Below are 24,431 nucleotides of genomic sequence, written 5' to 3' on the forward strand. Positions count from 1 at the left end.
GTTCAGAGGGCGCGGGACAACCGTTCGCGGAGTTCGACGGCGGCCTCCGGGACAGAAGCGGGCTCCGGCGCGCGGCCCCAGAGCCAGAGGAGCATCGGCTCGGCGTCGGCGCGCACCATTGCCTGCCCGTTCACCGCTGCATGCCGATCCACGACGGCGCGCGTCGCGTCGAGTCGGATGTCCCAGGAGTCCCCGCCGGTTTCGAGCCGGAGTGTCGTGCCGCTCGCCGCCGGGTCCGGCCTGCCGCGCCGGAGCATCACGGTCAGCACCTCGTCGATGCCGTCCAGTGCCAGGTCGGCGTCCATGGACGTGACCGGACCACCTGCGGCATCCTCGAGGTCGAAGCGGTGGATCGACGTCTCGTGGGTCAGGCGGCGGATCCAGAAACCGACGGTCTGGTCCTCCGGAACCCAGGTCTCCGCTCGATCCTCGGGCTCGTGGCTGTCGAACTGCTCGACGAGGCGGGCATAGCAGTAGGCGAGGAGCGCCTGGGGAGGAAGGCTGCCCACGCTGACCGGAGGCCACCCGTGGCTAGGCCTCTCGCCCGTCCTGATGGTCTCCGCCTTGTGCAGGAAGACGATCGCCGTGTGCCTTACGAGGTCCTCACCGTTCCAGCCGGGGCACGCCGGCACCGGGCGGTCGAGGGTGGGGTGCACGAGGTCCGCGAGGGTGCGGTAGTCCTGGTCCAACAGCTCCCGGTACCGGCCGAAGGGAAGGGCGTGCGGGGAGGGTTGGTTCATCCACCGAGTGTAGGCGCGGTGGTGAGGGCCAACTATGTTACCGCCGAGTAATATGGCGCCATGCACCTGATCATCCGTACAATACTGCTGCTGCTCAGATCCCGCAGGCGCTCGGCTCTCAGCATCTGGGACCCGAGCAGCATCAGGCTGCGGGTTCTCCTCACGGACATCGATATCGCGATGCACATGAACAACGGGATGTACTTCTCGGTCTTCGATCTCGGGCGGTTCGACCTCATGGTGCGCAGCGGTGTCTGGCGGCAGATGCGCCGACGAGGGTGGAGCCCGGTAGCGGCCGGGGAGACCATCAGCTTCCGCAAGTCCCTGCAACTCGGGCAGCGGTACACCGTCGAGACGCGCATCATCGGCCTGGACGAACGCGCCATCTACTTCGAGCAGCGGGCCGTCGTCGACGGCGAGATCCACGCACGCGCCTACATCGCCACCCGCCTCGTGTCCAAGGCGGGCCCGGTGGGTAATGACGAAATCATCAGGGCGTTCGGGCCGCCACCCGCGGACATGGTGCTTCCGGAATGGCTGCACGCATGGCGGCTGGACACCTCCCTACCCAGTACACGCAGGCCCGCTCCTCACGCGTGGTGATCGGCGAGCCGCCGGTCTCGTGACCAGGCTTGCCGGTTCAGGAGCCGGACGGCGCCTTCGCCCGGCCACGCACCAGCCGCTGCGCGCCGTACAGGGCAAGGCCGACCGCGAGGAGGATTCCGGTGCGGAGCCAGATCTCGGCGGTCTGCTGCGTGAGCAGGAGGACGCAGGACGCGATCGCCAGGTACGGGACGACCACCGGAATGCGGAAATGCTTGTGCTCCACTGTGTCCTTCTTGAGGACGATCACGGCGATGTTGGTGCTGAGGAACACGAACAGCAGGAGCAGGACGACCGTCTGGGACAGTGATTCGAGCCCGCCGGTGAGGGTTAGCGCCATGGCCACGAGGGTCGTCGCGACGATTGCCACCCACGGGGTGCGGCGGTGGGGCAGGACGCGGCCGAAGACCGAGGGGAAAAGCCCCTGCTCAGCCATGCCGTAGGTGAGGCGGCTGGACATGATCATGGTCAGGAGTGCGCCGTTGGCCACCGCGATGAGGGCCACGAGGCTGAACAGCCAGGCCGGGATGCCTGCACCGGTTGCGGCCACGACGTCGAGCAGCGGGGAGCTCGAGCCCGCGAGGTCAGCCGGAGCGAGCGCCGCGGAGGAGGCGAGGCCGATCAGGAGGTAGACGACGCCGGCGGTCAACAGAGCACCGAAGAGTGCCTTCGGGTACACGCGGCTGACGTCCTTGACCTCTTCGGCCACGTTGGCCGATACCTCGAAACCGACAAAGGAGTAATAGGCGATCAGCGAGGCGGCCAGGACGGCGGAGGCGGCACCGACCCCTGGTGGGAACTCGTTGACGCGCGAGATGTCCCCGTTGCCGCCGGCCACGAAGATTCCGACGACGACGATCACCAGGACCAGCCCGGAGACCTCGATGACGGTCATGACCACGTTGCTGCGCACCGATTCCTTGATGCCACGCATGTTGAGCAGTGCCAGGAGCACGAGGAAGACGAGAGCCGCGGGGACCGCGGGTACATCGACGAACGTGGTCAGGTAACCGCCCGCGAAGGCCTGCGCCAGCCCGGCGGCACTCGTGACTCCCGCCGCCAGCATGCAGAACCCGACGAGGAACGAGATGAACGGCTTCCTGAAGGCCCGTTCGGCGAAGACCGCTGCACCGCCGGCCTTCGGATACTTCGTGACGAGTTCGGCATAGGAGCCGGCGGTCAGGAGGGCCAGCGCCAGAGCCACCATGAGCGGCATCCAGATGGCGCCGCCCACCTCCGCGGAGATCACCCCGACCAGTGCATAGACACCGGCACCGAGGACGTCGCCGAGGATGAAGAGATACAGCAGCGGGCCCGAGATGCCCCGCCGGAGTTTGGTGTCGGTGTGCTGTTGCGTGCTGGTCATGAGCGCCAGTGTAGGCGAATTAGTAAGCCTGCTGGTTATTCTGTGCTGCACAGTACCGTTCGTCGCGCCAGAAATACCGCCGATCGTGGTCCGGTCACCGAACGCTGTGACGCACAGCATAATTGCCCTCATAAACAATGGCCGGGGGGCGGCCACTCATGCTCACAGAAGGGTTATCGATGAGTTGGCTTGACCGCGACCACACCATCGCGCCACCGGGGTTCAACCGATGGCTCATTCCACCGGCGGCACTCGCCGTCCACCTCTGCATCGGGCAGGCCTATGCGACGAGCGTCTACAAGACGGCGCTGACCGCCCACTTCGACGCAACGCTGACGCAGATCGGCATCATCTTCTCGATCGCGATCGTGATGCTCGGCCTCAGCGCCGCCGTCCTCGGCACCTGGGTGGACCACAACGGTCCCCGCAAGGCAATGTTCACCTCGGCCCTCTTCTGGACCTCCGGTTTCCTGGTCGGAGCGCTGGGCATCTTCACCAATCAGCTGTGGCTCGTCTACCTCGGCTACGGCTTCATCGGCGGCATCGGCCTCGGCATCGGATATATCTCACCCGTGTCCACGCTCATCAAATGGTTCCCCGACCGTCCGGGGCTGGCGACGGGCATGGCCATCATGGGGTTCGGCGGAGGAGCGCTCATCGCGAGTCCGCTGTCCACTCAACTGCTCCGCATGTATGACCCGAACTCAGGGGCCGAAGGCTGGGTAGCCAGCGGCGACGCCGTGGGGAAGTTGTTCCTGACCCTCGCCGTCCTGTACTTCATCTACATGATGTTCGGCGCCTTCACCATCAAGGTGCCCGCCGACGGCTGGAAGCCGGACGGCTTCGATCCCTCACAGCTGAAGTCCAAGCCGCTCGTCACGACCGACAACGTCTCGGCAGCGAACGCGATCAAGACCCGCCAGTTCTGGCTCGTCTGGATCGTCCTGTTCTGCAACGTCACGGCCGGCATCGGCATCCTGGAACAGGCCTCACCGATGATCCAGGACTTCTTCCGCGGCGCCGACGGGACGACGGCCGTGACCGTCGCCGTCGCCGGCGGGTTCGTCGGCCTGCTCTCGATCGGCAACATGGGTGGACGCTTCATCTGGTCGACGACGTCGGACATCATCGGCCGCAAGCGCATCTACATGGTGTACCTCGGCGTCGGTGCTGCCCTCTACCTGGTGCTTGCCCTGGCGGGTTCCTCCACGACACTGCTCTTCGTGGTGCTGGCCTTCGTCATCATCTCCTTCTACGGTGGCGGCTTCGCCACCGTGCCGGCGTACCTTCGCGACCTCTTCGGGACCTACGAGGTCGGAGCGATCCATGGTCGGCTCCTCACCGCCTGGTCGGCAGCGGGCATCGCCGGACCCCTGATCGTGAATGCGTTCCTCGACTCGCAGGGCACCCCCGGCGAGTTGACCGCCGGCGCCTACCAGCCCGCACTCCTCACCATGGTGGGCCTCCTGATCGTCGGCTTCATCGCCAACCTGCTCATCAAGCCTGTCGACCCCCGCTTCCATGAGCCGGTCAGGGACGCACAACGAGAATCAGTAAGGGAGGCCTGACATGACACGAGCACGTATCGCCGTCGTCTGGGCACTCGTCGGAGTGCCGCTCGCCTACGGGGTCTTCCAGACCCTCACCCGCGTCGCTGCCCTGTTCGGCGGTTGACGAGGAGCGTCCGTATGCCCGCGGTGGGGCATTCAGCCCCACCGCGGCGGCAGGGCGATGACTGGCCCCGGAGTCCACTGCCTGCTCAAGGGGGAAGGACCACCGGGGAAGGACGCATGAACAGTACGAGCACGCAGCAGGTGGACGCGATCGGGCGGGGAGAGCTGCCGTCACTGGAGCAGGTGCGCGACGACGTCTGGGCGCTGGCGCAGGCAATGCCCGGTGGGCACCTCGCCTACTCCTTCACCTACCTGCTCCGGGAGAGGGACGGCGGCGTCCACGTCGTCGACCCCGGCTGGGACTCCGATGCGAACTGGGATCGGCTGGTCGCGGCTCTCGCCGTCGTCGCACCGGGTACATCGGGAGCCGACGTCGTCACCGGTATCACCGGTACGCACCTGCACCCCGACCATGTGGGGATGGCGGCGCGACTGCGCCGGGAGTCCGGCGCTGAGCTGGGGATGCACGCGGTGGAACGACGGGCACTGGAGAAGCACAGCCACCGGCTCCTGGATCTGGACGAGGCCCTCGGACGGCTCGAGGCCTGGGGCGTTCCCGAGCAGCGGCGGCACGAACTCGTCCAGTACGTGGACCGGTCACCCGAGGGGCTCGTGCTGGCGGTCGACCACGGGCTTTCGGACGGTGATGTCCTGCCGGTACCCGGATTCGGTATCACCGTGATGTCCACGCCGGGCCACACCGCAGGACACATCTGCCTGCGCGACGACGACCGCCGCATCATCCTCACCGGGGACCACGTCCTGCCGACCGTGTTCCCGGGCCTGGGCCTCGGCGGAGTGACGTCGTCGAACCCGCTGGCCGACTACGTGGCATCCATCAATCTCCTCCACCCCTTCGACGGGTACGAGGTACTGCCCGGGCACGGCTACCGGTTCTCGGGCCTCGCGGATCGGGCCGCCGAGTGCGCGGACCACCAGTTGAAGCGCGCACGTGAGGTGGCGGTGATCCTGGGGGATGCCGTCCCCGAGCAACCGACGGTATGGGAGCTCGCTTCGCGCATGACCTGGACCGCGGGCTGGGACGGCCTGCACGGCTTCCAGCTCCTGTCGGCACTGAGCCAGACGGAGATGCACCGCGACTTCGTACGCACCAATGGGGCACCCGCGCGCTGACATACTCGGACTTTTCCGGGAATTGGGTTCCTGCTTGCCCCGGGCATCTATACGCTTCCCCCATGGAGACAGCGAAGGGTCCCGACGGCGCCGAGTTCGAGCATGCCATCGAAGTGCTCGAAGAGCAGACGAGCGTGCTGTGGCGCCGCGAGCGCACCACCTCCCACGCACTCGCGAAGACCGTGCATCCCGAGATGGAGCCGGCTGCCTATGGAATCCTGACCCTCCTGCAGAGGGAGGGATCGCTGCGGGCAACGGATATCGCCCTGAGCATCGGTGTGGGCAAACCATCCGTCAGCCGGCAGCTTGCCGCGCTCGAGCGGCTGGGCCTCGTCAGCCGGCAGCTCGATCCGTTCGACGCCCGATCGCAACGCGTCCTGCTGACGAGCCTCGGTGAGCAGCAACTCGCGGCCGCGCAGACGGGTCGACGCATCGCCTTCACCGCGTTGATGGGCAGCTGGAGACCCGAGGACCTGAAGAGTCTCGGAGCGCTGATCGCACGGCTCAACAGCACCTACAGGAAAGACACCTGGTAGCGGCTCAGTCGTCGCTCCACCCGCGGCCCTCACGAAATCCGCCGACGCGCAGTCCGGACCCTGCCTCCAGGGAATCGTCGGGGTCGTCGAAGAGCTCCCCCGCATCCGCCTTGCTGTGCAGGAGGAGCTGCTCCGCCTCGGTCCGGGCATCCTCGAGTGATTCCGCCGCGATCCTGCTGCGGGCGGGCAGGGCGTCGACGTGGACCACCCGCTCGGCGGTTTCACTGACCGGCACCGTGGAGCCGTCGTTGGCGTCGTCGACCGGTATCTCTGCTCCGCCGCTCTCCGCAGGGACGAGGTACTCGAGGAAATAAGCCATGATTCACGGTGGCACCGTCGAGGGAGGCACCGCCAACCTGGCGCGCGCCTGCGAAGCCCTTGTGGGTGGGCCCACGGACTGCTACCCGTCCATGTATCGGGTGGAGATGCGGCTCATCCGCGGACCCGGGTCAAACAGGACAGCAGGCCGAGGACCGGATGCGCAGGCCGCTGATACACGCCTAGATTGGAACCATGGCCGACACGACGCACCCCGAAGAATCCGACCCGGTGACCCCCACGCCCCTCGAGCAGCTCGCCGAGGCGCACCGGGTCGGCACGAGCTTCAAGGGCTGGGACGGTGAGCCGGCCAAGGTCTCTCGGGAGACGCTCGCGACCGTTCTCGCGGCCCTCGGCGTAGACGCGTCATCGGACGCCGCTATAGACCGGGCCCTGGAGGATGCCGAGACCGGCCCCTGGCGATCCGTGCTGCCCGCCGTCGTCGTCGTGCGCCAGAGTGATACCGATGCCGTTCCGCTGCACGTACCGGTGGATGCGGATGCGGAGGTGTGGGCCGTCGATGAGGATGGGGTCCGCTATACGGGAACGGTGGCCCGTGCAACCGGTACGCGCCGAGTCGACGGGCAGGACGTCGAGCGACGCGAGGCCGCCCTGCCACACGCCCTGCCCCTCGGCTGGCACACCCTCCATGCGCGCGTGGACGGACAGGAGACGTCCTGCACCCTCGTGGTGACCCCGGACCGCCTGAGCACCACGGCCGCGCTGATGCATCAACGCACCTGGGGCCTCATGGCACAGCTCTACTCCGTCCGTTCCTCCGGTTCATGGGGCATCGGCGACCTCGCCGACCTCGGCCTGATCGCCCAGGCGGCCGCAGGGCACGGTGGAGGCTTCGTGCTGGTGAATCCACTGCATGCCGCCGAGCCGGTGCCCCCCGTGGAGCCGTCACCGTACCTGCCCACGACCCGGCGCTACTTCCATCCGCTCTACCTCCGCATCGAGGACATCCCCGAGTACGCCCGGCTCGGCGACGCCCCCCGCAACCGGATCGCCGAACTCGCCGCAGGCTTCGCCGAGGCCAATACCCAGACAGACCTGCTGGACCGGAACTCGTCCTACGCGGCGAAGCTGGAAGCGCTGGAACTCGTCCACGCCGTCAAGCGGCCGGAACAGCGCCAGCACGACTTCGACGCCTACCGCGCCCACCAGGGCCAGGGGCTGGCCGACTTCGCGCTGTGGTCGGCGCTCGCAGAGACGCTCGAGCCCGGCGCTCCGGAGTGGAACGACGTCGGACGGCCGGGTTCGGCCGGTGCACGAGCCTTCGCGGAGCAGCACGCCGCGCGCATCGAATTCCACGAGTGGCTGCAGTGGCTCGTCGACGAGCAACTGCAGGAGGCGCAGCTCGAAGCCACGGGTGCGGGCATGTCGATCGGCGTGGTGCATGACCTCGCCGTCGGCGTGCATCCGAGCGGCGCCGATGCCTGGGCGCTGCAGGACGTCCTGGCCGCCGGTATCAGCGTCGGGGCCCCGCCGGACATGTTCAACCAGCACGGCCAGGACTGGAGCCAGCCGCCGTGGCATCCGGAGCGGCTCGCCGAAGCAGGATACGCACCGTTCCGGGACATGCTCCGCAACATCCTGCGGCATGCGGGTGGTATCCGGGTGGACCACATCCTCGGGCTGTTCCGCCTGTGGTGGATCCCGCAGGGCCAGGAGCCCGGGGCCGGAGCATACGTCTACTACGACCACAAGGCCCTGATCGGCATTCTGGCGCTCGAGGCGGAGCGCGCCCGGGCCATCGTGGTCGGCGAGGACCTCGGCGTGTTCGAGCCCGGCGTGCAGGAATACCTGGGGGAGCGCGGGATCCTCGGCACCTCGATCCTCTGGTTCGAGCAGGACGAGGACGGGCCCCTGCCTCCCGAGTCCTACCGCAAGGGCTGTCTGACGACGGTGACCGTCCACGACCTTCCGCCGAGCGCTGGCTACCTCGCGGGTGAACACGTGAAGCTGCGGGACAGGCTGGGCCTCCTCAGCCGGCCTGCGGAGGAGGAGCAGGCCGAGGATCGCGCGGCCCAGGAGAAGTTCATCTCCCTCCTGCGGGAGCGGAACCTGCTGACGAAGGGGGAAGCAAGCGTGCAGGAGACCGTGGAGGCGCTGCACGCCTTCATCGCGGAGACGCCGTCCGTCCTCCTGGGCGTCGCTCTCGCCGACGCGGTAGGAGAGCGGCGCACCCAGAATCAACCCGGCACCAACGACGAGTACCCGAACTGGCAGATACCCCTGGCCGACGCCGACGGCAGGGCAGTCCTGGTCGAGGACCTCACGGGGAGCGAGCGCTTCGCCTCCCTCGTCGCAGCCCTCGGTATTTCGACCCCTGGCAAGCAACCCACCGGTCCGCTCACCTGACCGCAAGCGAAATCTCGCTCCGCATCAGCGCGGTGACGCATGATCGGATAGAGGGATGGACAGCCAGCAGAGATACGACGTCGTCATCATCGGTGGGGGAGTGTCGGGCCTGAGCGCCGCGCTCGTCCTCGGACGAGCACGCCGCACCGTTGCGGTCATCGACACCGGAAAACCACGTAATGCCCCGGCCGATGCGGCCTACGGCTTCATCACAAGGGATGGGACCGCGCCGGACCACCTCGTCGCCCTCGCTCGGCGCGACCTCGACCCCTACGGAGTCACGTTCTTCGACGGTACCGCCGAGGATGCCCGCGAAGACGGAGAAGGATGGTCCGTCGCGATCTCAGGTGGCACGTCGGTGGAGGGGAGGCACATCGTCGTCGCCACCGGTCTGCGCGACGTCCTTCCCGAGGTGCCCGGGGCACGGGAGGCCTGGGGTCGCGGCCTGCTCCAATGCCCGTACTGCCACGGGTGGGAGGTCCGCGACCAGGCGCTCGGGGTCCTCGGTTCCACTCCGACGTCCCTCCACCAGGCACTTCTCGTGCGCCAATGGTCCGACGACGTCACCTTCTTCCCCCACGACCTCGCCCCGCTGTCCGAGGATGACGAGCGCCGCCTCCGGACGCGCGGCATCCGCATCATGGAGGGACACGTGCAGGGTCTGGTCCTGGGACCGATCGGCGACGGCACACCTCGGCCCCTTCGCGGCGTGCAGCTCGACGACGGACCGCTGGTCCCGTGTTCGGCCGTCTTCTGCGAGCCGGGTTCGGACGCGGGACTGCCACTACTCGATGCCCTCGGCTGCGACATGCGCGACGACGGCTGCGTCGTCACGGACGATATCGGACGCACGTCCGTGGAGCGGGTCTGGGCCGTCGGCAACGCAGCCGATCCTGCAGCCCAACTCGTGCCGGCGGCGGGTGACGCCTACCGGGTTGCCGTGGCCATCAACGCGCTGCTGGTGGAGGAGGAGTGCCAGGCCTGCCTGGACTCGGAGGAAGCCATCAGCGAGGGCGTCTGACCTCCGGTCGGGTAAGCCCGGTCACAGCCAGGGCCCCGGTCTGCACCGGAGCCCTGGCTGTATAACCGGCCGAATTCCTATTTGCCGAGATCGGGGCGTGTTTCCTGATCCTGGGCGAGGAAAGGCGTGTCCTCGACCGTGAGCGGATCTCCGCCGCTCGGACCGGTAGGACTGTTGCTGCCCGAGTCCATTATGGTGATGACCGGCGGCACGTCCAGGGGCAGGTCACCGCTGGCCCCGACATCCTTGCCCGGATCCTGGGGTGCCTTCGCGCCGTCCGAGTTCCCCGAGCCACCCTTCTTCATGGCGCCCTTGAGGGAGTTCTGCAACCCGGGAGCCTTGCTCTTCAGGGCGCCGGTGGTCGAGCTGACCTTGTCCTGCACCTTCGGGCTGTTCCAGAGCTGCTGGGCCTTGGTCCTGATCTGCTCGTAGCTCTCCCGGCCCGCCCGCGTTCCCAGGACGTAACCGGCAGCCATACCCGCTGTGAACACGAGTTTGTTCTTCATGCTGTTCTCCCTCTGGTCGACTGCGTTGCTACTGAATCTAGACCAACGCGGCAGGGCAGGCGAGGGAAGTTTTCCGAATCATGCTGTTGCAGTCGGGAAGAACCAGGCGGGAGGCTTCCACTCGGCGGCATGCTGCAGGAGGATAAGCTGGAAAGCGCTATCCACCAGAAGGGTTCCGACGTGAAACAGCCCCGTGATGCGACCGATCGACGAGGGGTGGAGGCGTCACCTGTCCCGCCCCACGCCCGGGCCCTGTCCGTCATGGCCGCGCTCGCGATGCTGCAGGTGATCTGGCCCCTCACCATGGACCTGTACCTGCCGTCGTTCCCTGCGATCCGTCGCGAGTTCGGCTCGGATGAGTCCGCCGTGCAGTTGACGCTGACTGCGGCATTCATCGGGATGGGAATGGGTCAGCTCGCATCGGGTCCGGTGTCGGATGCCATCGGGCGAGCACGGCCCCTTGCAATGATGATCGCCGTGTACTGCGTGGCAACGGCATCCTGTGCGTGGGCGCCTTCCATGGGATGGCTCATCGCGAGCAGGGCGGTCCAGGGTATGGGCTCCGCAGCGTGCGCGGTCATCGCCCTCGCCATAGTCCGCGACCTCTACTCAGGCAGGCAGCTCCTCGTGTTGCTCGCTCGGCTGTCGATTGTTTCGGGCGTCTTCGTGGTCGCGTCGCCCGCCCTCGGCGCCCAACTGCTGGGCGTCGTCGGCTGGCGAGGTCTTTTCTGGATCCTGTTCGGCTACGGTCTGGTACTGCTCTGCGTTGCTGGGGTCCTCCTGCTACGCAACGAGACCCATACGGCGGAGCGGCGTCTCCTGCGAAAGGGTGTGCGCCTCCGCGACGACTACGGCGCGCTCGTCACAGATCGGCAGTTCAGATCCGTGGCGATAGGCGGTGGCCTGCTCTTCGCGGCCATGATGTCCTTCATGGCCGGCAGTGCCTTCCTCCTTCAGGAGGTATTCGGACTGACCCCTACCGGGTACGCGTTGATCTTCGGCGCACAGGGTGCGCTGATGGTGGTCGGTGCGCAGCTGGGAGGCTACGTGGCCCGACGTGCGGGCCCGGCGCTCGCCGTGCGCGTCGGTGCTGCAGCCCTCGTGGGAACTGCGACGCTCCTGCTGGTGAGCGTCGGTCTCGCGCCGCAGATCGGTCTCTGGGGGCTGATGGCGCCCATCATGGGATTCACGATGTCGTACGGCCTGATCAATCCCGCGCTGCAAGCCACGGCACTCGAGCACCATGGCCTTCGCGCGGGTACCGCTGCTTCGCTGCTCGGTGCCTCGAACATGGCCGGTGCTGCTGTGCTCGCCCCCGTCACGGGAGCCTTCGGGCTGTCCTCGCCCGTGCCTACTGCGGTGGTCATGCTGTCGTGCGCGGTGGTGGCATACCTTCTGCTGGTGACCGGGGTGCGGATGGCCGGATCAGCTCCATCGACGACGCACGGTGAATCGCTTCCCGGCCTGCGCTCCAGCCAGAGGGCAAGTACCTACTGACATTCCCATGGACAACGGCGCGGGCGCCCGGGAGCGGCCGGCGCCGGCGAGTGCAGCAGGGGTGGAAGGACGTCCCGCTCAACCGTGTCCGCGGAACGGTGTCAGCAGCAGTCCCGAACGACGGGACGGACGCGTCAGGAGAAGCGGCGGGCCGGCTCGGCGACGTCGGGACGAACGGGAGTGGACTCCGGCTGCTTGTCACGCCGGTCCAGTTCCTCGGTCAGTTCCTCGTGCCGGATCTCCGTCTCCAGGGACGGTTCGCCGTCGTGCGCGTACTCGTAGTCGAGTTCGCGGTGGATCTTGCTGTTCAACACCTCGACGGCGGGCAGATCGAGGGTGGTGAGATCTTCCGGGAAGTCTTCGGCGGGCGACAGTCTGGTGCTCATGGGGGCCTGTTCGGTGGTTCGACGCGGACATAGGAAAGGGCCCGCTTCTGGACCACGCTGGCCGGGCAGAGCCCGGCGCAGAATCAGGATATCGGTCTCCCGGCTATAACGGAAGCCGGCCCAGCGGCCGGCGGCGTTGCTCATCGGGGACGGCGTGCGCTTGGTGCCGAGGACTTCATCGGTGACGCAACGGCAACGTCGGAATCACCACACGGTGTCGACACTGCGCCGGGAGTGTCGGTGCCGGACGCTAGCCTCACTTCGACACACATCACAGCAGGGAGGCTTCATGCCCGAAGGCGACAGCGTCTTCCGCCTCGCGGCGCGGTTGAGGAGGTCGCTCGATGGCCGCACGCTCGAGCGCGGTGACCTTCGGGTCCCGGCCCATGCCACCGATGTCCTCGACGGTATGCAGGTGGTGGAGCATGTGACCCACGGCAAGCACCTGCTGACCCGGTTCAACGGTGGATTGACCCTTCACACCCACCTGCGGATGCAGGGTTCGTGGACTGTGACGGCGCCTGGCAGGAAGCTTCCCCGGGCACTGCTGCCGGACGCCCGGGTGATCCTCGGGGTCCGGAGTGGGCCCACGGCCTACGGGCTCGACCTCCCGGTGGTGGATCTGCTGCCCACGCGCGCGGAGCACGACGTCGTCGGGCACCTCGGACCCGATCCGCTCCGGTCCGACTGGTCCGCGCACGAGGCGGTGCGAAGGCTGCAGCGAGAGCCAGGCGAACGCGTGTCGGCCGCCCTGCTCGATCAGCGCAACGTCGCCGGCTTCGGTAACCTCTGGGCCAACGAACTCTGTTTCCTGCGCGGTATCCACCCGGACACGGAACTGGGCGAGGTCGACGTGCCGGCGCTCGTGGCGCTCGGCGCGCGGTGCCTGCGCTTCTCCGCCACGCATCCCGGGGCTCACCAGGTCACGACCGGCAACACGCGCAAGGGCGAACAGCACTGGGTGGCGGGCCGGGCCGGGAAACCCTGCCTGCGATGCGGCACGAGCGTGCGGGTCAGGGCCGAGGTGCCCGGCGACCCGGGCCGTCGTCGGACCTGGTGGTGCCCCCGGTGCCAGCCGTCCCTGCCCGCTGGTTGACGCAGCCCTCGGCGCACCGAAGCCCCGGGCCCATGATTCCCTCCTGTCCCCACGCAGGCAGGGTGTATCAGCGGCGCGCGGCCACTCCTGCCGCGAACGCGTCCGCCGACGTCGTCGTGCTGTTGATACGCCAGTCGGCTTCCTTGTCGATGTGGAACCAGACCAGTGCCACCACATCCGGCTGGGCCGAGACGTAGCTGAAGAGAGTGGTGATCCATTGCGCCTTGGACCCGCCCAGCTCGGAGGACGCCGTCTCCGCGATGACGATCGGTTTGCCGGGTGCGAGCTGCCGAAGCTGGGCGATCCCTTCCCCGAACAGGGCCTGAGGCTCCTGCCACGTGCTCCAGGACTGCGAGGTGCCCCAGTTGTAGCCGTCGAGCGCAACGCTGTCGACGTAGCCTTCGCCCGGGTAGAGCTGGGCCAGGGGGGTGGAGCCCCAGTAGGGCACGTTCGGGTTCCAGATCCAGCTGATGTTCGTGGCGCCGGTGGATTGGACGACGTCGTGGACATGGCGGTAGGCGGCGATGTAGTCACCGGTGTCGTTGCCGTTGACGCCCTCCGCCCACGGGTACCAGTCGCCGTTCATCTCGTGCGCGAACCGCAAGTACACCGGTTGGCCCCACTGCCCGAGGGCGGTACCCCACTCGCGGAGATAGGCGTCGAAGTCACCTGCAGCGATGCGGTCAAGCGAGAACGCGGGTTGCTCGGTTCCGCCACCCCACGTCCAGGGCTCCCAGGTCAGCAGCGTCTCGGCACCGCGCGCGCGGACCGCATCCAGCTCTGCGATGGGGACCGGCTGGTTGAAATCCTTGTAGGAGAGGACGATGGATGGTGCCTCGCCGGCCAGTGTGGACACCTCGTCGAGCTCGAGGCCGGCCGCCGGACCACCATTGGTGCCGATCCCGAATCGGATGGCCTTCGGAGCGGCGGGAACGGGAGCCGGTGGCACGACGGTGAAGCTTGCACTCGCGACGGAGCTGCCGACCGTTGCCGTCACGGTCACGGTTCCGGAACCCGTGGGAATGATCGACGCCTGGAAGGCGCCCGTCGACGTGGTCGTCACTGCTACCCGGTTAGAGCCTGCTACCACGGTCCCCTTCGTCCGCTTGGGAAAGCCGGCTCCGGTCACGGTGACCGTGGTGCCGGCCACCCCCGAGGCGCTGCTCAGCGCGATGCCGGCTGCTGCCTGTGCGGGAGCAGGCGTCAGGCCGATCGTCAGCACCGCGATGGCGGTGAGGAGCAGGAGGAGCCGGGCAGCGGTGCCACGGACGGCACTGACCGGGACGGGGACGGAGGGAACGTGAAGCATGAGCGGCACCTAGCTGGTTCGGTAGCCCGGCTGACCCGACGGGTCCCGTGGCTTTGCGTCGCCGGCTCGCACCGGGTTTGCCTTTGTCGCTGAGCGGTTACCCGAGCGCTGTCGGTTTCCCCGAAGGGGAAGCCACTGTCCATTGTCCTGCGCGCTCCACTTCGCGGAGGCCGGGTTGCACCGAAGGCTGACCAAGTATTGGTGCAGGTCTTCCGCAGGACTCCCAGCGAGCGCGGACGGGCCCCGAATCCGGGCAGAGACGGATGCTCGTGTCGCTGGGAATTTAGTGTGGTCTGGACCACAATGGTCCTATTGCCGACAGAGGCTCCCGCGCCAGGTGTGCTGAGGGGAACGAATGAAGCAAGAACCAATGTTCACGAACACCATAGCGACGCAGTTCGATGCATTCACATCGAACTTCGAAGCGCGGGTAGGCCCTGAACTCGCGGCGGTCTTCGCCAGGGAGCAGGCGGATCTTCGACGCGTCGGGCTTCCGAGCGGGGTTGCCCGCGTCGGTGACAGGCTTCCTGACGCCGACCTGTACGACACCGATGGACGCAGGGAACGCCTGACGGACATTCTCGGAGGCGCCGCCGCGATCATCGTCTTCTACCGTGGTTCGTGGTGCCCCTACTGCAGCATCACGTTGCAGACCTACCAGCGGGAATTGCGGCCCGTAGTCGAAGCCTTCGGAACCAGGCTGATCGCGATCAGTCCCCAGAGCCCCGATATCGCCAGGGAAGCGGCGAAGGAGCTGGGGCTGCATTTCGCGTTGTACTCCGACGAGGGAAATGCCCTGGCCACGCGCCTGGGTATCGTGGCGACACCGAGCGCCGAGTCGGTTCGGGCTCGGGCTGCCCTCGGCATCGACGTCGCCGGATCGAACATGGATCAGACCGCTGCCATCCCCTTCCCCACGGTGATCGTCGCTGATGCGACCGGAACCATCCGCTTGATCGACGCGAGGGTGGACTACACCACGCGGACGGAGACCTGCGACGTCATCGACGCACTGGTGGCACTGTAGCCGGCATGCATCGGAGGTGCTCCGCAACGCGCAGCAGGCCGAACCGGACGTACGCCACGGGGTGTAAGGATCACCGGCACGGTGAGCCGCCGACGGGCCGGGACGGGTGAGTGGGGCGGTTGCCCTTATACCGGGTGAGGGCTGGTACGGGCCATGTGAAGTCACTCGATTCCGGTGCTGAGGGCCGGAGGCCGCGCGTAATACAGTGCACTGAGTGTCGTCGAACAGCGACGAAGAGGTCATGGTGGGCGTCCCTGACCTGTGCTTGGCGACAGGCGACGAGGACGGAGCGCCCGGGAAAGCAGGAGCAGACCGTGAGTGTCATAGGTTTCCACGCCTCGCACGAGCAGATCGCACCCTCCCAGCTGCTGATGGACGTGCAGCGTGCGGAGTCGGTGGGATTCGGGGCCGCGATGTGCTCTGACCACTTCGAACCGTGGTCCCTCACCCAGGGACACGCGGGGTACGCCTGGTCCTGGCTCGGTGCTGCCCTCGCCACCACCGGCCTGCGCTTCGGAGTGGTGACCGCCCCGGGCCAGCGGTACCACCCCGCCGTGACCGCGCAGGCCTCGGCGACCCTGTCAGCGATGTTCCCTCAGCGTTTCTGGATGGCGTTGGGCAGTGGGCAGAACATGAACGAGCACATCACCGGCGATCCGTGGCCGGACAAGGCGGTGCGGCAACAGCGACTGGAGGAGTGCGTCTCAATCATCCGGCGCCTGCACGCAGGTGAGGAGGTCACCCACCGGGGGCTGGTGACGGTGGACCGGGCCAGGCTGTGGGACGTGCCGGAGACTCCTCCGGCCCTGCTGGGTCCGGTGATGTCCGTGGAGACAGCCCGGCGGGCAGCCAGGTGGGCGGACGGCCTCATCACGACCAACCAGCCGCCCGAGCGGCTCAAGGAGCTCGTGGGTGCCTACCGCGACGAGGGTGGCACGGGTGCGACAGTCCTCCAGGTCCACCTCAGCTGGGCGCCCACGGAGGACGAGGCGGCGGCCCTGGCCATGGACCAGTGGCGGACCAACTCGGTCGGCCCGCCTGCTGCGTGGGACATCGCCACCGCGCAGGAGTTCGACGAGTACGCCGATGCGGAGAACCTCTCCCTGGAGGAGGTCGGCCAGACGGTCAACATCTCCTCCTCGGCGGGCCAGCACGCCCAATGGCTCCACGAGTATGCCGAGCTGGGGTTCGATGAGCTGTACCTGCACCACGTCGGCCAGGACCAACGCCCCTTCCTGGAAACCTTCGGGACGAGCGTTCTGCCGGAACTCCGCGTCTGACGTGACCCGGGAAGAAAGCGGGGACCGCGCCGACCGGAACCGCCCGGTGCCCACGCTCACAGGATCGCGGTGCTGTCCCTCACCAGGAGTTCAGTGCGCGGAAGCGACCGGACCCGGGCTTCCCCGGTATCGAGCAGGGACAGGAGCAGCTCGGCGGCGACGCGACCCTGCATGGTCGGGTTCCGTGAGAGGGCGGTGACGGACGGTGAGGCCAGCTGGCAGTGCAACGAGTCGTCCCAGCTGATGACTGCCACGTCCTCGGGACACCGCAGGCCGAGATCGCGGAGCGCGAGCAGTCCGCCCATGGACATGAGGTCGTTCCCGAAGACGACGGCGGTCGCCGACTCGGCCGAGCGGGTGCCGAACAGGGCCACGACGGCTTCGCGTCCCGACTCGAGCGCGTAGTTCGCCTCGTACTGAACCACGTCGATTCCGTGCCGTGCCGAAGACTTCCGCACGCCCCTGATCCGCTCTTCCTCCTGCCTGTGGGTCAGCGGACCCGAGACGTGGGACACGCGCCGGTGCCCGCGCTCGTGGAGATGGTCGACGATCGTCGCGGCATCAGCTGCGTTCTCCGTCGTCGTAGCCGAGAAGGCGGGCGGCGCCTCCATTCCCGTCGCGCCGTGCAGCACGAACGGGAGGCCGAGCCTCTCCAGCAGAGCAGGTCGCGGATCGTCATGCAGGTGGTCGAATATCAGGACGCCGTCCACTTTCCGCTCACCGGCCCACCGCTCGTACGTGGCCCGCTCCTGTGCCGGGTCCTTGCCGATCATCCGCAGCATCAGCGCCATGTCACCCTCGGCGAGGGCGGTCTCGATGCCGGCGAGCAACCCCATGTAGTACGGTTCCGTGCCGATCAGGAGGGGGTCCGCCGAGAGGACCATCCCCACGGCTCCGGAGCGGGAGCGCGAGAGGGCGCGGGCGGAAGAGCTGGGGTACCACTCGAGTTCCTCGGCCAGATCCAGCACGCGACGCCGGGTCAGCTCGCTGACACCCGGCTGGCCGTTGAGGGCGTAGGACACGGATGCCTTCGAGATGCCCAACCGCCTCGCCAGTCCGGCGATGGTTTCCTTGGCCATGGCTACACACTAGCGGCCCTTTCTGCTTGACCGATTTCGCGGTATCCCTTAGGTTCGACGTAGTACCTGAACCGGTTCAGTAACTCCACATTCTCAGCGAGGAGAATCCTTGTGACGTATTCAATCCAGCTCTACACACTGCGGACGGCCATGGGGGAGGACCTGCCGGGAACGATCAAGCGGGTCGCGGAACTCGGCTACACCGCCGTGGAGCCCTACAACTTCGTGGCCACCGCGGACGAGCTGGCCGAGGCGCTCACCTCCAACGGACTCACAGCCCCTTCCGGCCACGCTCCGCTCCTGCGCGCTGACCAGGACGAGATCTTCGAGGCGGCCCGCAAGCTCGGCATCGGCACCGTGATCGACCCCCACGTCGAGCGTTCCCACTGGACCACCGACGCAGACATCAAGGCCACGGCGGACGCCCTCAACGCAGCCGCGAAGAAGGGCGCCGGCTACGGCATCACCGTGGGATACCACAACCACGAGTTCGAGCTCGAGGAGTACATCAACGGCACGTCCGCCCTCGAGGTCCTCGCGGGTTACCTCGATCCCGAGGTCATTCTCGAAGTGGACACCTACTGGGCCGCCGTCGGCGGTGAGGATCCTGCCGAACTGCTGCGCCGCCTCGGCGACCGTGTGCGGTTCGTCCACATCAAGGACGGTCCGCTCACCAAGAACGACAAGGAGCAGGTGGCGGTCGGACACGGCGCCATGCGCGTCTGGGACATCCTCGACGCCGTTCCCGGCCTTGAGGCTGCCGTCGTGGAACTCGATGATTTCGACGGCGATGTCTTCACCGCCGTCGCGGACAGCCTGACGTACCTGAACGAGGGAAAGAAATGAGCACCGGCACCACTGGAAGCCCACGAACCGGGCCCGTCGGCGTCGCCATCATCGGCGCGGGCGTCATCAGCAAGGAATACCTGACGAACCTGACGAGCTTTCCCGACGTGAAGGTGCACATCGTCGCCGACATGTTCGAGGAGGTCGCAGCGGCCCGCGCTGCCGAGTTCGGCGTCCCCGCGTCAGGTGGCGTGCAGGACGCACTGGACCATCCCGACGTAGAAATCGTCGTGAACCTGACAATCCCCGCCGCGCACGTCGAGGTGGCCACGGCCGCCGTCGCTGCGGGCAAGCACGTCTGGAGCGAGAAGCCCTTCTCCCTCGACCGCGAGAGCGGAATCGGCCTCCTGAAGACCGCCGACGCCGCGGGGGTCCGCCTGGGCTGCGCCCCCGACACCTTCCTCGGTGCCGGGTTGCAGACCGCGCTGCGCCTCGTGGCCCGCGGTGACATCGGTGTACCCCTGACGGCTTTGACCCTGATGCAGTCCCCGGGTCCCGAGTCCTGGCACCCGAACCCCGCGTTCCTCTTCCAGGAGGGCGCCGGTCCGCTGTTCGACATCGGCCCCTACTACCTGACGACCCTCGTGCAGACCTTCGGCGCCATCACGAAGGTGGCCGGGTTCGGGTCGACATCCCGTCAGACCCGGACCATCGGGTCCGGTCCCAAGGCCGGCGAGGTCTTCGACGTCACGGTTCCCTCCCACGTCAGCGCTATCGCCCAGTTCGCGAACGGCGAGTCCTCGCAAAGCATCTTCAGCTTCGACTCACCACTGAAACGCGCGGGATTCGTGGAGGTCACGGGCACGGAGGGCACGCTCGCGTTCCCGGATCCCAACAACTTCACCGGAGACCTCACGCTGACCCGACGCGGGTCCGACGAGCCCGAGGTGATTCCCGCCGTCGGTGCGACGTCGACGCGCGGCAGTGGTGTCCTCGAGATGGCCCGGGCCCTCCGCGAAGGCCGCCCGCACCGTGCGCAGGGCGAGATGGCGTACCACGTGCTCGATGCCATGGTCTCGATCGCCGAGAGCATCGACACCGGCGAGTTCGTCTCGTTGTCCAGCAGTGCAACTGCCGCCGAGCCGTTGCCGGAGGACTGGGATCCGCAGGCTTCCACCCTCTCCTGATCACAGGGGGCGCCGCGGGCATGACGCGGTGCCTCTCGTTCACGGCCCGACGGCGCCTACCTCCGGTACCGTCGGAACCGCCCGAACTCACCCGTCGCACCCGCCTTATCACGAATGGAAATACCGATGACGTATCTGCCCGCCGATGACCGCTACGAGAGAATGCCGTATCGCCGTGTGGGGAGAAGTGGGCTGCACCTGCCTGCTGTCTCCCTGGGCCTGTGGCACAACTTCGGGGACGATAAGGCCTTCGAGATCCAGCGGGACATCCTGCGCCGGGCCTTCGACCTCGGTGTCACGCACTTCGACCTGGCCAACAATTACGGTCCCCCCGCCGGCAGCGCGGAGACGAACTTCGGCCGGCATCTGAAGGACGATTTCCGGCCGTTCCGCGACGAGCTCGTGATCTCGACCAAGGCCGGCTACGACATGTGGCCGGGCCCGTACGGTGAATGGGGTTCGAGGAAGTACCTGCTGGCGAGCCTGGACCAGTCGCTCGAGCGCATGGGCCTTGATTACGTCGATATCTTCTACAGCCACCGGCCCGACCCGGGTACGCCGCTGGAGGAGACGATGGGCGCCCTGGATACCGCCGTCCGGTCCGGGCGTGCCCTGTACGCGGGTATCTCCTCCTATTCACCCGAGCGTACGCTCGAGGCCGCGGCCATCCTCCGGGACCTGGGTACGCCGCTGCTGATCCACCAGCCGTCCTACTCGATGCTGAACCGGTGGACGGAGGACGGGACGCCCAACCTCTACGAGGCGCTGGAGCAGGTCGGCGCCGGCTCGATCGCGTTCTCGCCGCTGGCCCAGGGTCTGCTGACCAGCAAGTACCTGCACGGCGTCCCGGAGGATTCGCGTGCTGCGGCGAACAAGTCGCTGGATGCAGGTCAACTGAGTGATGAGAACCTGCGGCGCATCCGCGGGTTGAGCGGTATCGCCGAGGGCCGTGGGCAGAGCCTGGCGCAGATGGCGATCGCCTGGGTCCTGCGGGACCGGACCAAGGGGACCCCGGTCACCTCGGCACTGATCGGGGCGTCCAGTGTCCACCAGCTCGAGGACAGTCTGGCTGCCGTCCAGAACCTCGACTTCACCTCTGAAGAACTGCACACCATCGACGAGTTCGCCGTCGAATCCGATATCAACCTCTGGGCCGCCGCCCTCGAGGGATAGCGGATCGACAATGCCGATTCCGTTGTTCCCGCACCCGTCCTCGCGGGCGTCGGCTACCCGCCCGGCTCCCGGAGAACCCTGACGCGCTGCCCCGCCGAGCCGCGGCGGGGCGTCCGCAGGGATTGGTGCCTGCCCTGTCCGAAGGCCGTTGCAGTGCTCCCTCACGCCTTGCAACGGCGTCCTCCGATGGCCGGTGGACATACGGGCGGCGCCGCGATCCGAGGAGTCCACGGCGGACTGGCGTAGGCTGGAAACCTGCGGACACGTTCGCGCCACCTCAGGCGCCGTTCGCGAGGAGGCGGAATTGGTACAGCGCATGGCAGACCCCACGTATAGGGCCCAGCAGTGGGAACAACGCTACGATCCGCAGATCGAGGACGTGAACCGACTCTGCGACACACTAGCCGAGTCGAAGCCCGGATCAGCGGTTCCGTACATCGATCCCATCCATGATGTCGATGGTTGCAAGATCGTCAGTCTTTTCTCGAACCCGGGAGCATCGTTGCCCTCGGGATTCGTCTCGTTCGAGAACGATGACCCGAGTTCCGTGCGCATGGCCGAGATCTACGAGACGGTGGGCCTGCGGCCCGACGCCTTCATGCCGTGGAACGCCCACCCGTGGTACCTGCCCGAGGGCAAGGAGCGGGCGCTGACAATGGATCAGATCGCCGATGGCGTGAAGCCGCTGCTCACGTTCCTCCAGCAGGTTCCCCGCGCGTCGGCCCTCGTGGCACACGGAGCGGACGCCCACAAGGCCGCACGCAGGCTCATGAAGCTCGAGAACCGCGCTATCGCCAAGCGCGGCTTCAAGATCTACGAGGTCCGGTCACCGGGGGAGCGCGCTTTCAAGGGCACCCCGGCCAACCAGGAGATGTGGCTGAAGGACATCCAGTCCGCCTACACGGACGCAATGGGCAGGGCCGGGATCCGCGCTCGCCAGTCCATCTAGCTGCTTCAGGCCCTATAGACAGCCAACGCCGTCGTCGTTCTCCGGAACGACGACGGCGTTGCCATGTGTGGTGACGATTCCAGCCGCGCTGTGGCTCAGCCCAGCCCGATGAGCGCTGCGGCTCAGCCCAGCCCGATGAGCGCTCGCGGCGCGTCGGCTTGAGCGGACTTCTCGGTCGCGCGTCCGAGCGACAGCCCACGGAGGGTAGCCGAGATGTCCTCGAGGGACTGCTGGACCCACGCGAAGGCGTCGTCGTCCATGACCTGATCCTCGGGGTCCGGCGTGCAGGACCGGTGCGCGAGGGCGAGACGCGCGATCGTACCCCCGAGGGTGTCGAGCAGGTCGTTCGTCTCCCGTGCGAGCTGCTCGGCCAAGGGTCCGATGCCCTGGGCGTCCCGGCCGCCCGACATCACGAGGAGCGTGGTCCGGGGCAGTCCGGAGCCGTCGGAAAGCATGGTCCCAGGCGGGCGCGTTGTACTCATGACTGTGAGACCTCTTCTGACGTGCGCTGGCGCCCGAACGTCCCCATGGGCGGCGATAGATTGACTCGAACAGTCTGCCACCCGCCGTGCTACTTCCCTATGCTTCGGGACGCAGGATATCCGCAAATTTTCGGACGGAGTGCCCACGTTGCCGGTCTCGCACGGCGCCGCAGGACTCGGCGGACATGAATATGCAGCTTCAGCCGGCAGCGCGTCGGCGAGGCGTGCCCCCCCTACTGTTCCCGCTTCGGCGTCAGATAGGTGGAACCGTCCGGATTCCGTACCACGGTCCACTGCTGCAGTTCTGCCTGCCGTTGCCGCTGTGCCTCGTCATCGAGATAGACGATCGGTCCGTCCGTGGATCCGCGCTGAGCTGGTCCGAAAAACATGCGCAGCTTGCCGGTCGCGGCCATGAATCGTGTCGACAGCGGGTCCTTGTTGCTCATCTGTGGATCCTTTTCTCGGGGTGCTGGGGCTGGGTTGTCTCGGGGTGATGGGGGCGGGGGAAGAGGGGTCACGGCTGGTGTTCAGGGCGGGTCGACGCCGGCAGCTCGGTCCCGGTGGCCCTGATGATGGCGTGCATCGCCTCGTTGAGCGTGTCCACCTGCTCGCGTGTCAGTCCGAGGCGCTTCAACATGGTGACGGGTACTTCGAGCGCCCTGGACCGCAGCTGCCGGCCGGCGGCCGTGAGGTCTACGGCGAGGGCGCGCTCGTTACCCGGAACGCGGGTGCGGGTCAGGAGCCCCATCGCCTCGAGGCGCTTGAGCATCGGTGACAGAGTGGCGGACTCCATGGCGAGGGCGGAGCCGATGCTGCGCACGGTCCGGGGACTGCGCTCCCAGAGGACGAGCATCACGAGGTATTGCGGGTGCGTGAGGTCGAGCTTCTCGAGAACCGGCCTGTACGCGCCGACCACGCTCCTCGAGGCAACGGACAGGGCGAAGCAGAGTTGCCGCTCGAGCAGCAGATCGTCGTCGGTGGTGCTATCCATGGATCCTCCTGAGGCCTGGCTTGCATGACTAGTGTAGCAACAATTTGTGCCCTAACTATTGCGGTATCGGGCCACTCCAACTTGTTCTCGTCCGCGCACGGTCGGTCCTTGCCGCACTCGGTACCGACCTGTGAACCTCGCGAGCATCAACCGCAGGGTGCTCGGGCCGTATCCCGACCTTCTGTTCAGCCACGTGCCTCGCGGGGGAAGTCTCACAGCTCGGTGACAGGTGCGCGACAGCACCCGCCTACCTTGCGGCCCGAGAGTTGAAGCAGTCCACCACAGGGACGACAACTACCAGGGACAATCACCAATGCCGCATTGCGGCGAGCGAGGACCAGACACCATGTTCACTTCCAAGAAGATCGCACTCGGCGTCAGTGCAGCAGCCGTCGCGCTCGGACTCAGCTTCGGCGCTACCTCGATGGCCTCTGCGGCGACGACCACCCCCGCACCCACGTCCTCCGCTACTGCTGAGGCCGACAGTGGGGACGTGACCGCAGATAGGGACACCCGCGAGGGCAGGGGCGGTCTTGGGCACCGCGAAGGTATCGACGCCGCGGACCTTGCAACCAACCTCGGCCTCGATGAGACGACGGTGAGCGACGCACTCGAGGCGGCCGAGGACGCCGCACGGGACAGCGTCGACACCGCCGAGGGACAGAACCCCGACCGCGCGGCGCTCGAGAGCGCCGTCGTCGCCTCGCTGGCCGACACCCTCGGCGCCGACGAAGCGACCGTCCAGACCGCCGTGGACGACCTCGAAGCCGAGGAACAGGCCGAGCGAACCGCAGCGGTGCAGGACGAGCTCGACGCAGCAGTGGCAGACGGAACCCTCACCCAGGCAGAAGCCGACGGTGCCGCCACAGCAGTCGAGCTCGGCATCCTCGGCGGCGGCCGCCACTGACCGCTGAACCATTCAGGA

26 protein-coding genes and 1 riboswitch are annotated in these 24,431 nt (G+C 67.3%); of the genes, 16 read left to right on the plus strand and 10 right to left on the minus strand.

All coding sequences use genetic code 11. The annotated features are described in order from the left end of the window. Positions 1-2 precede the first annotated feature (2 nt). Complete coding sequence (locus RCH21_RS04155) at positions 3-740, minus strand: maleylpyruvate isomerase family mycothiol-dependent enzyme (protein WP_326963319.1); 738 nt, start codon at positions 738-740, stop codon at positions 3-5. A 60-nt stretch (positions 741-800) separates the two neighbouring features. Between RCH21_RS04155 and RCH21_RS04160 the strand changes: the two genes are divergently transcribed. After that, a complete protein-coding gene (locus RCH21_RS04160; protein ID WP_326963320.1) occupies positions 801-1,343 on the plus strand; it encodes an acyl-CoA thioesterase in 543 nt (180 codons plus the stop codon). Between the two features lie 37 nt (positions 1,344-1,380). Here the strand turns inward: RCH21_RS04160 and RCH21_RS04165 are convergent, their stop codons facing one another. Beyond that, complete coding sequence (locus RCH21_RS04165; RefSeq protein WP_326963321.1) at positions 1,381-2,709, minus strand: APC family permease; 1,329 nt, start codon at positions 2,707-2,709, stop codon at positions 1,381-1,383. Between the two features lie 179 nt (positions 2,710-2,888). Here RCH21_RS04165 and RCH21_RS04170 point away from each other — a divergent pair, with 179 nt between their 5' ends. The 4 genes from RCH21_RS04170 (at position 2,889) to RCH21_RS04180 (ending at position 6,052) form a co-directional block, all read left to right on the plus strand. Then, entirely contained in the window at positions 2,889-4,277 is a 1,389-nt protein-coding gene (locus RCH21_RS04170) for an OFA family MFS transporter (protein WP_326963322.1), read from the plus strand. A gap of 1 nt (position 4,278) precedes the next feature. Then, positions 4,279-4,383 carry an MFS transporter small subunit gene (locus RCH21_RS17155; protein ID WP_442784662.1) on the plus strand — a complete coding sequence of 35 codons (105 nt, stop codon included), beginning with the start codon at positions 4,279-4,281 and terminating at the stop codon, positions 4,381-4,383. 116 nt (positions 4,384-4,499) lie between these two features. Beyond that, the gene (locus RCH21_RS04175; protein ID WP_326963323.1) at positions 4,500-5,516 is read left to right on the plus strand and encodes an MBL fold metallo-hydrolase; all 1,017 of its coding nucleotides are present in this window, start codon (positions 4,500-4,502) and stop codon (positions 5,514-5,516) included. 62 nt (positions 5,517-5,578) lie between these two features. Beyond that, complete coding sequence (locus tag RCH21_RS04180) at positions 5,579-6,052, plus strand: MarR family winged helix-turn-helix transcriptional regulator (protein ID WP_326963324.1); 474 nt, start codon at positions 5,579-5,581, stop codon at positions 6,050-6,052. Between the two features lie 4 nt (positions 6,053-6,056). On the opposite strand, the gene RCH21_RS04185 is transcribed toward RCH21_RS04180, so the two are convergent. Further along, positions 6,057-6,371, minus strand: a complete 315-nt coding sequence (locus RCH21_RS04185) for a hypothetical protein (RefSeq protein ID WP_326963325.1) — start codon at positions 6,369-6,371, stop codon at positions 6,057-6,059. A 194-nt stretch (positions 6,372-6,565) separates the two neighbouring features. Here RCH21_RS04185 and malQ point away from each other — a divergent pair, with 194 nt between their 5' ends. Next, the gene (gene malQ, locus RCH21_RS04190; protein WP_326963326.1) at positions 6,566-8,737 is read left to right on the plus strand and encodes a 4-alpha-glucanotransferase; all 2,172 of its coding nucleotides are present in this window, start codon (positions 6,566-6,568) and stop codon (positions 8,735-8,737) included. A 55-nt stretch (positions 8,738-8,792) separates the two neighbouring features. Next, positions 8,793-9,758, plus strand: a complete 966-nt coding sequence (locus RCH21_RS04195) for an NAD(P)/FAD-dependent oxidoreductase (protein WP_326963327.1) — start codon at positions 8,793-8,795, stop codon at positions 9,756-9,758. 77 nt (positions 9,759-9,835) lie between these two features. Here RCH21_RS04195 and RCH21_RS04200 read toward each other — a convergent pair whose 3' ends face one another. Continuing rightward, positions 9,836-10,264 (minus strand): YtxH domain-containing protein, encoded by a 429-nt coding sequence (locus tag RCH21_RS04200; RefSeq protein ID WP_326963328.1) that lies wholly within the window; start codon positions 10,262-10,264, stop codon positions 9,836-9,838. 180 nt (positions 10,265-10,444) lie between these two features. On the opposite strand from RCH21_RS04200, the gene RCH21_RS04205 reads away from it, so the two are divergent. Continuing rightward, positions 10,445-11,761 carry a multidrug effflux MFS transporter gene (locus RCH21_RS04205; protein WP_326963329.1) on the plus strand — a complete coding sequence of 439 codons (1,317 nt, stop codon included), beginning with the start codon at positions 10,445-10,447 and terminating at the stop codon, positions 11,759-11,761. Positions 11,762-11,895: 134 nt separating this feature from the next. Here the strand turns inward: RCH21_RS04205 and RCH21_RS04210 are convergent, their stop codons facing one another. Then, positions 11,896-12,147: a hypothetical protein gene (locus RCH21_RS04210; RefSeq protein WP_326963330.1), complete on the minus strand. Its 252-nt coding sequence runs from the start codon at positions 12,145-12,147 to the stop codon at positions 11,896-11,898. Positions 12,148-12,436: 289 nt separating this feature from the next. Between RCH21_RS04210 and RCH21_RS04215 the strand changes: the two genes are divergently transcribed. After that, the gene (locus RCH21_RS04215) at positions 12,437-13,243 is read left to right on the plus strand and encodes a DNA-formamidopyrimidine glycosylase family protein (RefSeq protein ID WP_326963331.1); all 807 of its coding nucleotides are present in this window, start codon (positions 12,437-12,439) and stop codon (positions 13,241-13,243) included. Positions 13,244-13,310: 67 nt separating this feature from the next. On the opposite strand, the gene RCH21_RS04220 is transcribed toward RCH21_RS04215, so the two are convergent. Then, on the minus strand, positions 13,311-14,552 hold the full coding sequence (locus RCH21_RS04220) for a glycoside hydrolase family 26 protein (RefSeq protein ID WP_326963332.1): 1,242 nt from the start codon (positions 14,550-14,552) through the stop codon (positions 13,311-13,313). 17 nt (positions 14,553-14,569) lie between these two features. Next, positions 14,570-14,644: riboswitch (cyclic di-GMP riboswitch) on the minus strand. Between the two features lie 278 nt (positions 14,645-14,922). On the opposite strand from RCH21_RS04220, the gene RCH21_RS04225 reads away from it, so the two are divergent. Further along, positions 14,923-15,579, plus strand: a complete 657-nt coding sequence (locus tag RCH21_RS04225; protein ID WP_326963333.1) for a peroxiredoxin-like family protein — start codon at positions 14,923-14,925, stop codon at positions 15,577-15,579. 314 nt (positions 15,580-15,893) lie between these two features. Further along, the gene (locus tag RCH21_RS04230) at positions 15,894-16,859 is read left to right on the plus strand and encodes a TIGR03885 family FMN-dependent LLM class oxidoreductase (protein ID WP_120147493.1); all 966 of its coding nucleotides are present in this window, start codon (positions 15,894-15,896) and stop codon (positions 16,857-16,859) included. 56 nt (positions 16,860-16,915) lie between these two features. Here the strand turns inward: RCH21_RS04230 and RCH21_RS04235 are convergent, their stop codons facing one another. Continuing rightward, entirely contained in the window at positions 16,916-17,938 is a 1,023-nt protein-coding gene (locus RCH21_RS04235; protein WP_326963334.1) for a LacI family DNA-binding transcriptional regulator, read from the minus strand. Positions 17,939-18,049: 111 nt separating this feature from the next. Here RCH21_RS04235 and RCH21_RS04240 point away from each other — a divergent pair, with 111 nt between their 5' ends. From RCH21_RS04240 to RCH21_RS04255, 4 genes are all read left to right on the plus strand, one after another. Further along, positions 18,050-18,784 carry a sugar phosphate isomerase/epimerase family protein gene (locus tag RCH21_RS04240; protein WP_326963335.1) on the plus strand — a complete coding sequence of 245 codons (735 nt, stop codon included), beginning with the start codon at positions 18,050-18,052 and terminating at the stop codon, positions 18,782-18,784. Beyond that, positions 18,781-19,911 carry a Gfo/Idh/MocA family protein gene (locus RCH21_RS04245; RefSeq protein ID WP_120147490.1) on the plus strand — a complete coding sequence of 377 codons (1,131 nt, stop codon included), beginning with the start codon at positions 18,781-18,783 and terminating at the stop codon, positions 19,909-19,911. Before RCH21_RS04240 ends, RCH21_RS04245 begins: the two co-directional genes overlap by 4 nt. Positions 19,912-20,037: 126 nt before the next feature. Beyond that, entirely contained in the window at positions 20,038-21,084 is a 1,047-nt protein-coding gene (gene mgrA, locus RCH21_RS04250) for an L-glyceraldehyde 3-phosphate reductase (RefSeq protein WP_326963336.1), read from the plus strand. A 316-nt stretch (positions 21,085-21,400) separates the two neighbouring features. Further along, the gene (locus RCH21_RS04255) at positions 21,401-22,033 is read left to right on the plus strand and encodes a uracil-DNA glycosylase (RefSeq protein ID WP_326963337.1); all 633 of its coding nucleotides are present in this window, start codon (positions 21,401-21,403) and stop codon (positions 22,031-22,033) included. A 122-nt stretch (positions 22,034-22,155) separates the two neighbouring features. Here RCH21_RS04255 and RCH21_RS04260 read toward each other — a convergent pair whose 3' ends face one another. From RCH21_RS04260 to RCH21_RS04270, 3 genes are all read right to left on the minus strand, one after another. Next, positions 22,156-22,515 (minus strand): hypothetical protein, encoded by a 360-nt coding sequence (locus RCH21_RS04260; protein ID WP_147394291.1) that lies wholly within the window; start codon positions 22,513-22,515, stop codon positions 22,156-22,158. 233 nt (positions 22,516-22,748) lie between these two features. After that, the gene (locus tag RCH21_RS04265) at positions 22,749-22,961 is read right to left on the minus strand and encodes a hypothetical protein (protein WP_120147486.1); all 213 of its coding nucleotides are present in this window, start codon (positions 22,959-22,961) and stop codon (positions 22,749-22,751) included. Between the two features lie 68 nt (positions 22,962-23,029). Continuing rightward, positions 23,030-23,506 carry a MarR family winged helix-turn-helix transcriptional regulator gene (locus RCH21_RS04270; RefSeq protein WP_120147485.1) on the minus strand — a complete coding sequence of 159 codons (477 nt, stop codon included), beginning with the start codon at positions 23,504-23,506 and terminating at the stop codon, positions 23,030-23,032. Between the two features lie 346 nt (positions 23,507-23,852). Between RCH21_RS04270 and RCH21_RS04275 the strand changes: the two genes are divergently transcribed. Next, positions 23,853-24,413, plus strand: a complete 561-nt coding sequence (locus RCH21_RS04275; protein WP_326963338.1) for a hypothetical protein — start codon at positions 23,853-23,855, stop codon at positions 24,411-24,413. Positions 24,414-24,431: the final 18 nt, after the last annotated feature.

The sequence above is a fragment of the Arthrobacter sp. PL16 genome (assembly GCF_035985055.1).
GTDB lineage: Bacteria > Actinomycetota > Actinomycetes > Actinomycetales > Micrococcaceae > Arthrobacter_D > Arthrobacter_D cheniae.

Bases quoted from the DNA above. Each gene is read 5' to 3' on its own strand.
- RCH21_RS04155 (WP_326963319.1), bottom strand. From the start codon at position 740: ATGAACCAACCCTCCCCGCACGCCCTTCCCTTCGGCCGGTACCGGGAG.
- RCH21_RS04160 (WP_326963320.1), top strand. From the start codon at position 801: ATGCACCTGATCATCCGTACAATACTGCTGCTGCTCAGATCCCGCAGG.
- RCH21_RS04165 (WP_326963321.1), bottom strand. From the start codon at position 2,709: ATGACCAGCACGCAACAGCACACCGACACCAAACTCCGGCGGGGCATC.
- RCH21_RS04170 (WP_326963322.1), top strand. From the start codon at position 2,889: ATGAGTTGGCTTGACCGCGACCACACCATCGCGCCACCGGGGTTCAAC.
- RCH21_RS17155 (WP_442784662.1), top strand. From the start codon at position 4,279: ATGACACGAGCACGTATCGCCGTCGTCTGGGCACTCGTCGGAGTGCCG.
- RCH21_RS04175 (WP_326963323.1), top strand. From the start codon at position 4,500: ATGAACAGTACGAGCACGCAGCAGGTGGACGCGATCGGGCGGGGAGAG.
- RCH21_RS04180 (WP_326963324.1), top strand. From the start codon at position 5,579: ATGGAGACAGCGAAGGGTCCCGACGGCGCCGAGTTCGAGCATGCCATC.
- RCH21_RS04185 (WP_326963325.1), bottom strand. From the start codon at position 6,371: ATGGCTTATTTCCTCGAGTACCTCGTCCCTGCGGAGAGCGGCGGAGCA.
- malQ (WP_326963326.1), top strand. From the start codon at position 6,566: ATGGCCGACACGACGCACCCCGAAGAATCCGACCCGGTGACCCCCACG.
- RCH21_RS04195 (WP_326963327.1), top strand. From the start codon at position 8,793: ATGGACAGCCAGCAGAGATACGACGTCGTCATCATCGGTGGGGGAGTG.
- RCH21_RS04200 (WP_326963328.1), bottom strand. From the start codon at position 10,264: ATGAAGAACAAACTCGTGTTCACAGCGGGTATGGCTGCCGGTTACGTC.
- RCH21_RS04210 (WP_326963330.1), bottom strand. From the start codon at position 12,147: ATGAGCACCAGACTGTCGCCCGCCGAAGACTTCCCGGAAGATCTCACC.
- RCH21_RS04215 (WP_326963331.1), top strand. From the start codon at position 12,437: ATGCCCGAAGGCGACAGCGTCTTCCGCCTCGCGGCGCGGTTGAGGAGG.
- RCH21_RS04220 (WP_326963332.1), bottom strand. From the start codon at position 14,552: ATGCTTCACGTTCCCTCCGTCCCCGTCCCGGTCAGTGCCGTCCGTGGC.
- RCH21_RS04225 (WP_326963333.1), top strand. From the start codon at position 14,923: ATGTTCACGAACACCATAGCGACGCAGTTCGATGCATTCACATCGAAC.
- RCH21_RS04235 (WP_326963334.1), bottom strand. From the start codon at position 17,938: ATGGCCAAGGAAACCATCGCCGGACTGGCGAGGCGGTTGGGCATCTCG.
- RCH21_RS04245 (WP_120147490.1), top strand. From the start codon at position 18,781: ATGAGCACCGGCACCACTGGAAGCCCACGAACCGGGCCCGTCGGCGTC.
- mgrA (WP_326963336.1), top strand. From the start codon at position 20,038: ATGACGTATCTGCCCGCCGATGACCGCTACGAGAGAATGCCGTATCGC.
- RCH21_RS04255 (WP_326963337.1), top strand. From the start codon at position 21,401: ATGGCAGACCCCACGTATAGGGCCCAGCAGTGGGAACAACGCTACGAT.
- RCH21_RS04260 (WP_147394291.1), bottom strand. From the start codon at position 22,515: ATGAGTACAACGCGCCCGCCTGGGACCATGCTTTCCGACGGCTCCGGA.
- RCH21_RS04265 (WP_120147486.1), bottom strand. From the start codon at position 22,961: ATGAGCAACAAGGACCCGCTGTCGACACGATTCATGGCCGCGACCGGC.
- RCH21_RS04270 (WP_120147485.1), bottom strand. From the start codon at position 23,506: ATGGATAGCACCACCGACGACGATCTGCTGCTCGAGCGGCAACTCTGC.
- RCH21_RS04275 (WP_326963338.1), top strand. From the start codon at position 23,853: ATGTTCACTTCCAAGAAGATCGCACTCGGCGTCAGTGCAGCAGCCGTC.